Here is a 15,404-nt window from a genome sequence, read left to right on the forward strand (position 1 = left end):
AAGTGTTCGTCGTCACGCTTTGCTTCGCCTTCTTCGGTCTGGCTTTCTTCACGGAAGTGACCGCCGCAAGATTCTTCACGGTGGAGGGCGTCGAGAGTGAGGACTTCTGCGAATTCAAGGAAGTCAGCCAGACGGCCAGCACGTTCCAGGTTCTGGTTGAAGGAACCTTCGGAGCCAACAACGTTGACGTTTTCGTAGAATTCTTCGCGGAGTGCGGGGATTTCCTGGAGAGCCTTTTCGAGGCCAGCCTTGTTACGGGCCATACCAACGTATTCCCACATGATGTTACCGAGCTGACGATGGATATCGTTAACAGTGCGGTGACCCTTGATGGAAAGGAGCTTGGAAATCTTTTCTGCGGTCTGCTTCTTGCAGTCTTCGAAAGTAGGATCAGATTCGGTCCTTTTGGATACTCCCTCAAACATAGAATATATTTCTAAGAAAACTATTTCACATCAAACATTTTCATCGGCAATACATGCCTTTGTTTAGCCTTCAGTACTTCAATAATGACTGTACTTCCACCACCCTGCGGAACAGCCGTCTTTATTGTCACTTTCTTGAGTGTACCGGGAAGTTCGCAAGAATTGTCGCAATACTCAAATTCGCTTATTGAACTTGCGCCGTTCACGGTTACTTCCATCTTCATCACGCGCTTGTTTTTCTGCGAGTAGTACAATGTCGGTTTCGAGGCATCCTTAGGCATAATTTTCCAGAGGCTTCCTTCTGCAATAGGATTATTGTAGTCTTCAGGAGAGCCCATCTGCTTATTCACATCCGCAGGATTCTGAGCGGGCATGTTCTGCGTCGGGAGTTTTTTCCCGGTTTTCAAGTCCGTCACCTTCATGCGACCGTTATTTTGGACCACTTCCATCTGCATCATGCTGGACTTGATTGTGGTAATGGACTTGTTTACACCAGCGGTAAGCAGCGCCATATTCACAACCTGCGCGGTCTGGCCTGGAAGCGTAACAGTTGTTCGCATCTGCATTTCACAGGTATCCGGAAAGGCGGCCTTTTTCTGGTTATCGAACACAGTCTGCAAGCTAAGTGCATGGACTTGGAATGTTGCAAGAACAACAATCGCAAAAGTTCTTATTGCTTTATACATAATTCAATTCCTTAAAGCAAAGATAATTTTTTCGTTGATTTGATAGCACCATTCACCTTGAGCATCAAATACGTTTTTCCCATGTCAATACCAGTCCAGTCTACGCGCACCAACTGCTCTCCCGGAGCGAGAGTTCCATTGAATATTGACTTTACTGGCGTCCCCATAGCAGTTACCAAGCTAAACTCCACATATACCCAACTATCCAGTATAACAACCAAGCCGTCCTGTGTGCGAACAACGGGTATGGAATTGTCCGGAGCCTGATAACCGAAATCAACATTATAAACGGAATCAGGGCTGCCCTCGTCCGAAGCAGGTAACACCCATGCAGGCGAATTGCCATAAAGCATATACCCCGTGGAATCGAACACACAAATGTTGTGAAACTCTCGCATCGCCATTCCGAGACTGTCGTGACTCGGATCGTTGTTTACGTTCCACTTCGCAGCCCAACTAGGCAAATGCAGGGCGACCTTCACCGGATTCTGCCAAGACTTGCCCATAGCAAGCAATTTATCGCAATGAACAGTCAACTGCCAACGGCCAGAACCAAGGCTTTCGATAGAAGCCGTAGAGCATTCGGACATGTCGTAGATTTCGTAATCTGGAGCCTGTCCTTCCTCCACGAAGAAGTAATAGCGAACGTCGAAGTTTTTCAATGCAACGTTGCCTACATTTTCAACCTTTATGTGGATTTCGCTCGCCTGGTTATCTCCGCGCACATCGGCAGCAAGTACGCGAACCTTGGTTTCTGGCGATACGGGATCTTCCATTTCGGCGCAGGAACCACCAATTAGGTTGTTGTCGCTGTCCAAAACGATAATGCCAGCATCTTCGTAGAAACCCTCAACATTTACATTCAAGCCCGAATTCGGGTCGATGAACGAAGGATCATCGGACGCATCCCACGGAATGTAGTCCGCATTGTAGAGGCCAAAATGCGGGCCATCTCCGCCAAATACAGTTCCGCCAACAGGAATCGTCTCGGTAAACTTCCATTCCACATAACCCGTATTGGCGCTCTCGGAGTATACGGCAGGGAACGTCGACACATTCTCGTTCGGCCAGTAACGATCCGCTTTAGCCTGCGAAGCGTCTTCGCCACGGAAGTAGTAGCGCACGTAAAATCCGTTCACCGGTTCACTCGACACATTCTTCAAACGAATGCGTGGGCGAAGCGTTGATGTTTCTGGGTAGCCTTCGTAACGCAAGTAGGACTTGACCTTCACAGCGTAATCACTGGAAGCTGAGGGAACCGGAGAACCTGTACTTACACCCCAGGCAATCGAGGACGGATTCACTTCCGTCGAAGTGAGCGCAAAGCCGCCCACCTGCAAGCCTGCAGGGAGATTCAAACGCAATGTATGCACACCGGCAGCAAGATTGAGACTTACTCCAGAAACATACGCGGCACGCCAAACAGGTTCAACATTGATTGAGCCGCCAAGAAGTGCGGACCCCTCGCCAACCGAGACTTGAGCAGTATTCTGCGACGCAGAGCGCACATACATCATCAGTTTGTACACACCCGCATATTCCACACTGACAGGAACCTCGACCGTTGCCGTAGACGAAGCGTCAAGATACTTATTCCCGGCCACAGAGCACGAGAACTGACGTTCCGCTCCGAATCCAGGATTCATGTCACCCACGGCAACCACGATTATATGCGGTTCCTCGCCAACGTCGTCCTCCCTGGAGACCGGTACAGAAAGCGCATAGACCTCGTCGGCACTGAGCGCCTTGCCGTACATGCGGACATCCGCGACATTGCCTATATAAGACAGGCTATCTCCTTGACCCATGGAGAACGAACCATAAAGTTCACGCTCCACACCCGCAATTTCGCTTGAGGAAATATCCTCGACATGAGCCAGTTCTCCATTCACGTAGAACCGGATGTCGGAGGAATCCACAGAAACAACCACATGATTCCAATTTTTCGCATCTAGCAGAGCATTTCGCGCGCACTTCACTAGGGAATTTTCAGCAAGGCAAAGCATCTTTCCGCGATTCCGCAGTTCAATGTTCAGGCCATTATAGCCTTCGAAGCCAAAGACACGACGCATATGCAGATCCGTATAGCCAACCTTCAATCGAGCCTCAAATGAGTACGACTTCGTCGTCTCGAAATTGACATGACCAATGCCAGTTGCCTGATCTTTCATTGTGCCAAAATAAAGGCCAACATCCGATTTCCACGGAGATTTCATCTTGGAAAGGTCAAGATTATGGCCCGAACCGGTAAATTCGTGGACAGTCTTTCCCCATCCTTCGTAGGCCGGGTACCACAAGGCAAGTTCCGTCGGGAACGGATACAGAAGATCGTCGTGATAATATTCTCGCATAACATAGTTGTGTCCATAATCCTCCGCACGGAAGCTGAACGAGAACTTGCATCCCACGCACTGCGTCAGCTTTTTACGGGAAATACGCACGGAAACATCAACATCACCGGCGATATCGGGCACCGCATTTATCACAGGGAGAGAATCCCCGCCAAGCAACGGTGTGACGACAACCTTCGCGACGCCACTCTCGGAATCACGAACGCGAGCCCTTATCCTGAATATTCTGTTGAGCGCCTCGGAAGTATCCAGCACATTCCAGTTTTCAATGACCGGACGTGCGGAATCCGTGTACACGCGAGGCCCAGCCAACTGCATATCCATGCCAAGTGCCGAAACGCCCACATAGCGGGACTCGTAAACGTCCGAAGCAATCTTTCCCATGCGGGACGCCCCAGATGTTTTGCTTCCGTCATAAACCACGGTATCCGGGATTTCGCCACGGATTTCAGCCGCAATACGACCATCTTTATACAAGGACACTAGGCCATAGCCCGGATGCGTACAACTTGCGCCATACGCCATGTAGCCGTTGTCAAGGCCAAGCCAGAGAGAATCCGATGGAACGGAACAGGCAAACCGCGTATTCACTGTCAAGGCTCGGGCGACGGCGGGCGCTGCGGGAAGTTCGCGGGAAACACCTACAGAATCAGGTTCGCTCAACGCAACCACGAACACGTAACTGGAGTCAATGTCTTTTCCACGAGACGGCAAAGTAATTTGCGCGAAGCCATTGGAATCGGCGGTAAACGAAAGTGCAACTGGCGGAGTGAAATCGTCATGGTTCGCCCACAATGAGTCATCATCAACATAAAGACGGAATCTCGATATGCCATCCACACGGACTGTACGATTGACCGAAGTAGCAATTTCAGGCAGGACGGTCACGCTGAAGTTTGGCGTTTCCGCAATAGCCGAATCCATCGCCGTAAACACGGAGAAGGTTTGCGTTTCGGCGGAAATCAAAAGGTAAGCCCACTGCACCTTATCTGTATAACAACGGGTATCCGTCACAGTAGAACACGTTGCTACTGTATCGGAAGCCCCTTCCACAAGAGGCTTTCCATCTTTGTCAAGATAGCCATACAATGCATTTTCAAGCGGCACAAACTTCTTCTTATCAAAATCAACCTTGTACAGTCTCAGTGTCTGCGGAGTTGCATGCAAGGCGTTCATTTCTTCACGACTTATTTTCATTTGAACACGTGGGAGCGCCGATTTATTTTCAAAAGTCATTGAGGGCAGAACTTCAACAATCGGGCCCTTGAGAGCAAGATTATTGAACACTTCAAAAGAGTAATCCGTTGCATCAACCGTACGGACGGTGATATTTCTTCCCTCATTTTCGGCAACATAATTTGTCGGGAATGACACACTGACTTCCTCATACAAAGATTTAACCGTGCCACCATCTGACGCCTTTATTGCACGCCCGACAATCATATCAAACTTGCTAAAGTTAAACATGGTTCCATTGTCATCGCCCCACAAAAGCATAAGCTGAGTATTCCCCTGCAACCTGTTCACATTAAACCAGCCAAGTCGATACCACCCACTTGAATCAGCCTTCAAGGAATCTCTCCATGCAGAATCAAGCATAGACTTTGGATACGTATAGAAAGCATCTCCATTTAAATACACCAAGCGATAATTCACCCCGCTATCCAAATAGGCCCTGACTTCAACTAATTCCTTCGGGCGCTTGACAACAATGGAGTCTGCATCCTTAAATTTCACAATCATATCTGTAGAATCCGGAAATGTTCCGTCAATACGCAAATGTGAATGCTTTCCGGAATCAAGTTGCAGCAATTCTACATTGGTTACAACAACATTGTTCACCCAATCATCGTCAACTCGATAAATCTGATTCCGTGTCAATTTTTCTGATTTGGGACGAATCGGAGATCTCGCAAGGGGATCCTTTGACATGCGGTAGAACGTATCCACTACAAACGAATCAGCTTCAATATAAAGCATTTCTCCCTTGAGAATGGAATCGGGAACATGAATATCATTCAAATTCACCTTAAGTGATTCAACCTTAGCGACGACACCACTCCCAATAAGGTCGCTATTTATCTTTACTACACTATCAAACTTAATGCCATATCGGTGCGTACTTTCATCGTAATCACCCGGTGCGGGCTTGACTTTGAACGCAACATCTTTTTTCCCGATATTAGATGGCAAAACTTTAAGTCCATACAAAATGTTCTGAGAGAAATTCTGAACAGAGCTTGCAGCATTTTCAAAATTCTTTATAATAGAATTACCATTAGTCACCAATGACGACCAAGTTGAATCCGTGTAATCGCCATAATAATAATGGGCATGCGATCCAAAATCATAATACTTGTAACAAAGGGATATTCCGGTATTCACAAAATTCCAATCTTGATCATTTTCCTTACACACAGAATCCCCGAAAGCTTCAGCCGAATCCTTGACAAGTTCACCTAAGCTTTTTGCTGCCGGGTACGCAATCGTGTCACGATGCCTTACCGAGCTCCAGTGGGTATTGCGACCAACAAAGAATTCCACATTCGTGTTGGCGGCGAAATACGGGGTATGCTTGACCGAATCGGAACGCCCCGAATACTTAATCTCGCAATAGCCTGGAGAGCCTATTGCCGCAAGGACATTCGTCGCGGGGTCATAATTGCAATCCACAGTTGGTTCATTGGCATCAACGGCCCCCAGTACCTTAGCCTCAAAAAAGTCCTCTTGACTGCTTGGGGTGTAGAATCTCAAATCAAAACGGGCCGCCTGCGAGTAAGTCGAGTCCTCATCCGCAAACAGGAATGTGTTCAGTCCGCCCTCAAGATAGCTCGACGGGAAATAATGCAGCCTTTGCGTCTCAAACGGAGTCAACAGGCCGTACGTCTTGTCGAACTTCCACTCGTTTCCGTCATGGTACGAACCCATGCCGACAAAGAAATCGTCGCTTTCCACCCATCTTAAACTATCCAATGCAGCCCAGTATCCATTGCCGTCATTACCGAATATGGTTTTGTTCGTGTGGTCGAAACGGACCGTGCGATTCACGAGATTGTCCATACCGAAGTCAGCATCCCAATAAGAATCGGGTATTTCAAATTTAATGTTAAGTTGTAAATAGGTATAACGAAGCCAATCGCTACCACCACAACGAGTGTTTATCTTATCTTTCCCTGAATAAAACATTCTATCCGAATTTGGTAAAATTGAAAGACTGAAGAGATTTTTGTTAGGATCATATCCTTCCGTAGTTCCAGACCTTCCATAGACACATGTAGTGTCTAAAATCGAATCTTTCGTGACGACATTACATCCTAAATCAGACTTATATTCCGACACAAATCCATCTGATTTTGTTCCAGAAATTTTATATTTAGAATTATTAGGAGTGAAATTTTCCAACTTCCACACTGATTTATTTTTAGCCGCTTTAAAATGATTCGAATCTAAAGGCGGAGTTTTAAAAAGTTCACTATAATCTGTCCAGGTTAAAACTACAATATCAATAGTGCCATTTTCCGGCCCATTTTTTCCGTCGAACCCCCAGCCAGTTCCTCCATAATTCAATACAAAAGGAACAATGGTATCTCTATGATCGGAATCAAAATGGAGTACATTTGTTTTAATAATGTCATAATCTTTATTGCCAGTTTCTTCGCAAGAACTGGGTCCATCAGTGCATCCCAAAAATGGGAAACAGATCTTTTGCGTTCTTCCTGTAATTTCATCTAATTTTCCCGTATGTCGAGACACAACCACCAAATCCAATTTTTTCCTATGCCTCTTAATAGCAAGGCTAAACCTCTTCGGTTCATAGCCGATTATCTCTTGTGTCCCGGAAATCTTCCCCGTCAGGGGAATTTCGCCATCACGCAGGGATTCGGGCATTTTCCATCCAGCAAGACTAGCCTTCACCAGATAGTCAGCAACCGGTTCATAACGGTATGTGTTGACTTGGTTGTCGTACATAGCCTCCGCAACATGAATGGAAGGAACCGTAATGTTCTCGTTTTTCGGATAGTCCGGAGTCATGTCTAACATTGTCTCGGCATGCTTCACATTGAACACCGCCTGTGCCGTATCAGAATTTTCACCATCCGTCGAATGAGCAATAATCAAAAGTTTATGTTCACCCACGTCAAGTTTGGCATGTCCCAGGCTATCCTTTCCATTCCAACTAATTTGGTAGGCGGTGTCATTAGAGTTTGCACGCACCATAGTGGAAATATTCTGCAACTCTGTTGTATCTAATCCGTTTACTACGTAAATGCCCACATTGGCGTCCCTATTCTTGATTCCGTATCTAGCAACCATCGTCTTTAACCACAGAACCCTATTTTCGCAATACTCCTCGCCTTTTGTATCGGATTTGCATACCGTGGTTGAGTCATTCTTCAAAAGAATAAAGTCCGGCAAGGTATCTGCAAGAGCAATCTTCATGGTATCTGGAACAATCATAATTGTCGCGGAATCAAGGAACACATGCGGATTCGAAGAAGTATTTTCCGTAGCCTCCACATAAATAGTCATCATGCCCGACGCAGGATACCTTCCCGTTTCCGTAGTCCCGGGCCATGCGTATTTAAGCCCATAGGAGTGCGGGTTTACGGTCCACCCCATCACAAGAGGATTAAGGGTATCGCTATTGACTCTACCATCGGCAATCCAATAAAAGCCATCATCGGAACTGCTTCCAAAATAGACTCGCATCTTGGGCAGGGTTGCATCACCAAAAAGCCTCGTGCTAGAAACTTTGAACGCTTCGGTAGCAGTCATCACCACATGCCCGGAATCCCCATACAGAGACATTTCATGACTGACCTTCGAAGGAGGAATCCATTCCGGGAAATCCTCCAGATAGGAATTCATGACCGAAGAGAACAGTCCCATGTCAAAGGCAGTCGGCCTAATTTCACTCTTTTCATAATCTCTTTCTTTATTGAATCCCGCAGAATCATAGGAAACTTTCAATGTATCCCCAGCAGCAAGTCCCTTCCACAGCAAATGATATTCGCCATCCAATTCATAGAACCATACGGCAGAACTATCTGACTCGGTATCGTTCGGCATCCCATAGTAAGGATTGCGCCATACTTTCGATACCGACTCGTCGAACATGCCAATATGTTTTGAATCTTCCGCATAGATTCGCAAGAAATAACTGCCGTTGAACTTTCCAGACAGGTAAAGAGACAATTCAAGAGAGTCACTTCCAACGTGCAATGCCGTATCGGGATTCAAAGAGAAGTGCCATTTAGGCTCGTCACCAAACAGTTCATCCCGGCTTTCTCCGAAAAAGACCGTTGTTGTGTCCGTTTTCCATAAACTGTCAGATCCGTCTACGCATTCATTTCCCGCACACGTGCCAAGCTCTATAACATAAGAACCTTCAAGTTCCTTTCCGTTCATTTTGCGGTCAAGGTACCCCAGCACGCCATCGTTACTCTGAGATATTTTTGACACGTGGCCCAAAGAATCGTTACGAAGTGCAGACACAACAAAAATGTTGGTCGTTTCCCAGTGAAGCGGATCTCCAAGCTTGACGGAATCCACATTGGCATAACGCAATCTATACACTGTATTCAACGAATCTGACGGCGTTGCAGACGGAGCGACTCCCGTAATGGCCACAAGCGAGGTATATACAGCAGAATCGCGCGGAGACGATATTATCGGAGTCCGTTCGCCAATGAAGAAAAGGTCCGTTTTCGTCGAGGCATTGCCAGCTGCGTCAATGCACACAGCCTCAAGATAGCACTTACCGCGCATACCATCCAATGAATCCAGGCTGAACGTCACCGAATCATTCTTCAAAACATTGTCCGATATTTTCTTCCACGAGGTCGTTCTGCCGGAACCATTCACACGATAATGACAACGCATCCCCGTACGATTCGACGCTACATCAAACTTCTCGTTTACAACAATCTTCGCAGAATAGTTTTTACTTGAATCCAGATAGACAAGTTTTGTACTTACGAGGCTCTCGATATTCGGCTCGGTTTTATCGACACGGAGTTTTTTCTGGAATCTGTAAAGTGTACCATTCTTTGCGGCGTCGCGCACAAGGGCACGTATTTCGTAGTCGCCATCCTCAAAACGCATACTCGATGTTTCCGTCCAAGACGTATCTGCGACATCGCCCGATTCCACCCAAACAGAATCGCCTGCATGGTCGATTTTCGTTGTATCACCAACGTGGACGAACTGCCAGGCAATTGTCACGGGGACGCGGTCACGGCCACCCAGGACTTCTCGAACAGCATAAGAAATTTTCAACAAACTATCTTGTGTCGCATAGCTATAGGACTGGTCGCGCGGCGGACGTTCGTTTTGCAACTGGGCATACGAGTTTCCAGATACGGTAGTCGCCTCGAGCCGCGGATTGACAAGTTCCGGGTTGCGTGAATCGACAAAGAACGTGTCGTATACCGCCGTGACATTCAAATAATCGCTATCCGTAGGCCATAAAGATTCTGCAACATTTCCAGAATTCGCTGCAATCGCTGCAACAAGCTTATTCATCTTGGAATAGGTGCTTGAATCCGGTACGGCGTTATCCACCGCAAGAGCCTTGATTCGGTAAAAGCCATCGTTCCCCCTGACGGACGCGCGGACACCATCGTTCCACTGTATCGCAAATTCCGGAGTGGCCACATCATAGTATGCCGGGAAATCAGCCACTCGCGAATAGCCAGAATTACTGGAATTTCCTTTCGCCTTTTCCAGGGACACGCGCATGGCACGGATATCGGGACTGTTCAACGAGTCCGCCCATGCAAAGCGCGCGACGAACGACTGACTGTCCGGATTGACAATTCCATATTCGGCCTTGATATTGAACACGGGCGCTGTCGTATCCACGCTAAATGATACGTTGTACGTATTCAACGAGTCGTCCTCAGCCGAAGCATCTTCCATGTTACGGATATCCGCCACGAACATCCAGTGGTATTTCCCTTCGGTGGGGTGTTCGACGTTCCATTTTGACGTAAAGTACGCACTGGACAAATCTTGAAGGCTACCCGTGGAGTCGCGACTGATATCGACTACGGTTTCATAATCCATTTTCATGTCTCGCAGCGTGTCGGCATTCGCCAGCGAGTCTCCTGATTCAAGTACCATCTTGTCCTTGGCACCTACAACCTTGAATCCCTGATAACCCAGGGCGCTTGCGTAAGATTTGAATCCCTTTATCTTATTCAGAACAACGTTATGCTGAGGCCAAACAGGGCTGAGCATATTGTCCGTCGCCTTGAACAGGTAGTAGAACCGCTGCGTGTTACTGAGGCCTATCTTGTTCACCGTGGAAATCGTGACGGTATTCTGGTTATCCTTTTGGATGGCGAGAAGGTTGTTGTAACCATAATCCCCAGGGACAAAGTCGAACTGGCCGTTCTTCTTTACGGGGTGCGGGACGGTCTTGAGCGAATCGTAGCGTGCGACCTTGCCGCCCTTGCCATCGTCCACGGAATCCTTGACCCATTTCACATGGCCCCACGTTCCGCCGCCGCTGCGCTTGAACACTTCGCACGCGTCTTTTGCGTCGGGGTCCTTAGTCACATCACACTCCCAGGCGAGTTATTCCTGATAGTTGAAATTCATGCGAATTTGACGAAGACGATGCGGCATCAAATCGTCCACAACAAAGGAGTACTTCTCAATCCAGTTGTCCACCGTAATCGCGGGAACGTTGTAACGCTCCACGTGACGGATAGGGACGGATTTCGGCGCAAGATCGCCATCCGGGGAGAGACCATCCACCTTTTCCCAGCGATCCATCTTCATGCCGACAGAAGACCAGTCGGAAGATGAGCTAAACTTGAGGGGAGAATTCTGAAAAACAGCATAATTCTGACGCTTAAAGGAACCATAAGATTGCAGAGTGTCGTTATAAATGGAATCGCCCTTGTCATTCGTTCCATTGTAAATAAACTTACCCGAGGAATCCTTCGGTGCATCACTTCTCGCCACAAGCGAGTCAATCTTTCCATAAAGCCCGGCTTCGCAAAGTTGCGCCGTATCGACAACATCCGCCCCGTAGAAACAGCTGCGGTTCAGCGTGGACGACTCGCGAGCCGACTCGCTCATCTTGGACAAACTATCCATCGTCCTCGAATCGTTCAGCGCCAGGTTCACGAAAGGCTTCTCGTAGAGGAATTCTTCCATGAGGTATGGCGTGTACGAAGAACCCGCGGACGAACCAATCGGGGAGAAGGTGTTCTTCGAAACCTTCATGGTATCGAGATTATCCGAATAAAGAGGGATCGTATGAGATTCACCCAAATCCGTAAATCCCGCCACAGCAGCAGGAACTAATTTCATCGCAACACTATTAGCGGACGCAATCACAATTGCGACCTTTGCAAGTGTTGCGCTGGCAGCACCCAACCCACCAAATTTTGCAATCAGATCCAATGCCAACACAGCATCCGTACTTAAGGAAACCATAGATATAAGATCTGCATCCGATTTTGACGCATTAGGAGCGGCATTGAAGTCTGCCCTTTGCACATCAACATTAGGATTGTTTAAAACATCAACGTGTACAGCTTCACTTGATGTATCTGGAACAATGCTACTGCCATTATCCTTTAGCGATATGCCCACAATACCAGCCAACATGGCACTTGCGGCATTCACATAGGAATAAACTCCATCAGACCTTCCCGTAAATTGGGAAAACATATTTTCAAAGGGTAGCGAAATCGCATCTGGAACTATCGCTCAATAGATGTTTTCACCAAGACTGTTCTTTGACGGTGCAGGATCCGTAAATGTCAAACTATTCTTGCCAGAAAGAAGCCTGTACATCGGCTGCCGTTCAACATCATACAATTTGTGATTCAACGAGTAGATTGTATTTGTTCCAGTATTCCTCGGGTCAACATACGCGACAAGAGAATCCTCCATGTGATATATTTCCGGGGCAAACGTTCTTACAGCAAACGGAGTTATGTCACTTGCAAGAAGAGAACCAGCAGACATCCAAAGAGCAACGTGTACAGCCACCTCTTCCGAAGCAACCAAAGTCAATGCCCCAGCAAAAACACCACAAAAAACAGCAGCCTGAATAAACTTATTTTTCGCATTCTCACCCAAGCCATTTCTCGCTTCCTTTGTCACCTGCATATTCAGCGCCCCAGTTCCTTCATGCGGGCTATCCAAGGTAATTATCTTATCTACGTCATCATGGTAATAGTCGCCCTGCACATATTCACGAGAAACGACACCGCCCATGCTGTGACCGATAAGGATGTAACGGGAAGCAAGTTGGTGGTAGAGATCGGGATTTTTACGGATGACTTCAAGAGCAGCTTGTCCCTTTTCCGTCGTATCTACTTTTACACCAAAATCTGTAACAATCTGCTTCGTAATAACAGCCTTCACTTCCTGGGCTTCCTCCATCAAGGCGCGGCGATGTCCGAATCCCCCCTTGCCATAGGCGACGTTCCCCTTATTCCAGACTCTATCACCCAGTTCCCGAGCATTGTTATACGAACTATTTGCTGGATTTGAGAAAGAACGCCAATTGTAGATGTACGAATCTTTCGGATGCTTGATATTTGCAGCATTTTCTTCAAAAATATTCCGACTCAACCAAGAAGTGATTCGACCGTCATTATCGTAATCGCCTAAATTTGCCTTACCCAAAAATTCGGAAGATTCATAAGCAGAAGGCAAAACTGAATCCAAAGCATCTATCACGTCATCCAATCGAGTCCTTATTTCAGACTTAAAATCTTCATATCCATAGGATTCATCCCAATAATCTTCAGACATAAAAGGCCAAATGAACCCTTTTTCCCAGCCGTACGCCCCATGTACCATGAGAACGTTATAATTTTCAATACTTTCCATTGGTTTAGGTATAGCCCAACCACCGATGACGAAAGCCATCACTAAAAGAAGAATTTTTTTCATTTTTGAGCCTTACTTTATTTTATTAATCATACGAAACAAAGCCTTTTTCATCATCAACAAAGTTTCCAAATCCGGGGAAACTCATTGGACGAACATTCAAACCAAAATCAAATTTTTTTTCATCAAATTTTAAAGAAAACAAATAACCCCAATAAACCAAATCCCCATAAAAAGATAACGAAGATAATCTAACAGTACCTAAATCCCAAAAAGCAACATTTTCAACATAAATCGAATCAGATAATATATTATCCATCCATAGGCTCAATTTCATACCTTCTATATTTTTTTCCAAGCAATACACGTCATTCCCCCAAGCCCTCACGTCGTCGCACTTTCCAATCCACTTCAATTTTTCGTCAAGACGCTTGTACGTAATCGTCCGTGCCACCGTATCCAAAACAGCATACTGGCAATACGAGGCTCCAGAATCCAGCGACGTAAGCGCATTATCAAACGTTCTTGAATTCATGGAATATGAACCCAGGGCGATAAATTTTCCATCGAGCCACTGGTGAATTCTTTGTACGCTAACCTTTTGGCTACATCCTTCAAAGGACTTACTCAATTTCATCTCATGTGGTTCATCCCCAATCTTCCACAATTTTATGTATTCCCCAAGGACCCCGCCCCAGACAATGGAATCCGTCATCCGCCCGCCAAACCAGCCAGAAGATTTTTCTTCACTCAGGGAATCGCACCATCTCGGTCCATCTTCCTGCACACGGTAATTGTACAGGCAAAGACGCGGATTTCCCGCACCTCGGCCTTCTAAATATTCCCCATTCCATCGTTCCGTTGTTTCATGCCAGAAACGAAAATCACCAACAATCACCAGCGAGTCATCAACAAAACCTACAACCTTCGCATTACTCCGATCATCATCCCACCAAAATTCCTCCTTATCGCTGCACCCAGCCAGCATCCCGTCACACAACACAGCGACCATAGCCCCTGCGAACAATCCGCAAATTCTATTCATCATAATCAAACCTCCAGCATCATCCGTTCAGCCCGCAAAGCATACGAACATGTGATGTACATCACATACAAATATATCTAAAATTTCTCCTATTTTGCCAGCAAAACAACTAATTATCACACCCCACACAAAAAAAAGAACCCCGTCGGAGTTTAACCCGAACGGAGTTCTAGATCCTTCGTCTCCGGCGCAAGCGCCTTCGCTCAGGATGACATGCTAGGAATTAATCCTGGCGCTTTCACCGCAAGCGGTTCAAGCGCGGATTACTGCGCCTCGGAAATGGTCGCTCAAGCAAGCTTGGCGACCGCTTCGCTCGGCTTGTTAATCCTTTCCGTACACCTTTTCAGCGTAGGTAGCGGTTGCCATGAGGTATTCGCGGTTCATCTTGGCGATGTAGTCCACGGTGATACCCTTCGGGCAAGCAGCCTGGCATTCGTAAAGGTTGGTGCAGTTACCAAAGCCTTCCTTGTCCATCTGTGCCACCATAGCGAGCACGCGCTTCTTGGCTTCGACCTTGCCCTGGGGCAAGAAGCTGAGGTGAGAAACCTTAGCGGAGACGAAGAGCATAGCGGAAGCGTTCTTACATGCAGCAACGCAAGCACCGCAACCAACGCAAGCAGCAGCGTCGAAGGCGCGGTCTGCATCAGCCTTGGGAACGGGGATCACGGAAGCTTCGGGAGCGGCACCGGTGTTGACGGAAACGTAGCCGCCAGCAGCGATGATGCGGTCGAATGCGGAACGGTCCACAGCGCAGTCACGGATAACCGGGAATGCAGCAGCGCGCCACGGTTCGATCACGATGGTATCGCCATCCTTGAACTTACGCATGTGCAGCTGGCAAGTGGTGATGCCGTGGTCGGGACCATGGGGCATACCGTTGATGACCAGAGAGCACATACCGCAAATGCCTTCGCGGCAGTCGTGGTCGAAAGCGAAGCCTTCCTTGCCCTGCTTCATCTGTTCTTCGTTGACAATGTCCAGCATTTCCAGGAAGGACATGTCGGGAGAAATGTCGCTGATCTTGACAGTTTCGAAC

General features: G+C 47.2%; 6 protein-coding genes and 1 pseudogene. All 7 read right to left on the minus strand.

Annotated elements, in window-relative coordinates:
* A pseudogene (locus BUB94_RS15830) lies at positions 1-362 on the minus strand (fumarate reductase/succinate dehydrogenase flavoprotein subunit); the annotation flags it as partial.
* A gap of 83 nt (positions 363-445) precedes the next feature.
* Positions 446-1,111, minus strand: a complete 666-nt coding sequence (locus BUB94_RS15835; RefSeq protein ID WP_073238875.1) for a hypothetical protein — start codon at positions 1,109-1,111, stop codon at positions 446-448.
* A gap of 11 nt (positions 1,112-1,122) precedes the next feature.
* On the minus strand, positions 1,123-11,025 hold the full coding sequence (locus BUB94_RS15840; protein ID WP_139260286.1) for a LamG domain-containing protein: 9,903 nt from the start codon (positions 11,023-11,025) through the stop codon (positions 1,123-1,125).
* A gap of 18 nt (positions 11,026-11,043) precedes the next feature.
* Positions 11,044-12,150 (minus strand): hypothetical protein, encoded by a 1,107-nt coding sequence (locus tag BUB94_RS15845; RefSeq protein WP_139260287.1) that lies wholly within the window; start codon positions 12,148-12,150, stop codon positions 11,044-11,046.
* Positions 12,151-12,189: 39 nt separating this feature from the next.
* A complete protein-coding gene (locus tag BUB94_RS17105) occupies positions 12,190-13,386 on the minus strand; it encodes an esterase/lipase family protein (protein WP_073238884.1) in 1,197 nt (398 codons plus the stop codon).
* A 22-nt stretch (positions 13,387-13,408) separates the two neighbouring features.
* Positions 13,409-14,371 (minus strand): hypothetical protein, encoded by a 963-nt coding sequence (locus BUB94_RS15855; RefSeq protein ID WP_073238886.1) that lies wholly within the window; start codon positions 14,369-14,371, stop codon positions 13,409-13,411.
* A 318-nt stretch (positions 14,372-14,689) separates the two neighbouring features.
* On the minus strand, positions 14,690-15,404 hold a 715-nt coding region (locus BUB94_RS15860; RefSeq protein WP_073161620.1), incomplete at its 5' end, for a succinate dehydrogenase/fumarate reductase iron-sulfur subunit.

The organism is Fibrobacter sp. UWH9, from assembly GCF_900129715.1.
In the GTDB taxonomy this organism is placed as follows: Bacteria; Fibrobacterota; Fibrobacteria; order Fibrobacterales; family Fibrobacteraceae; genus Fibrobacter.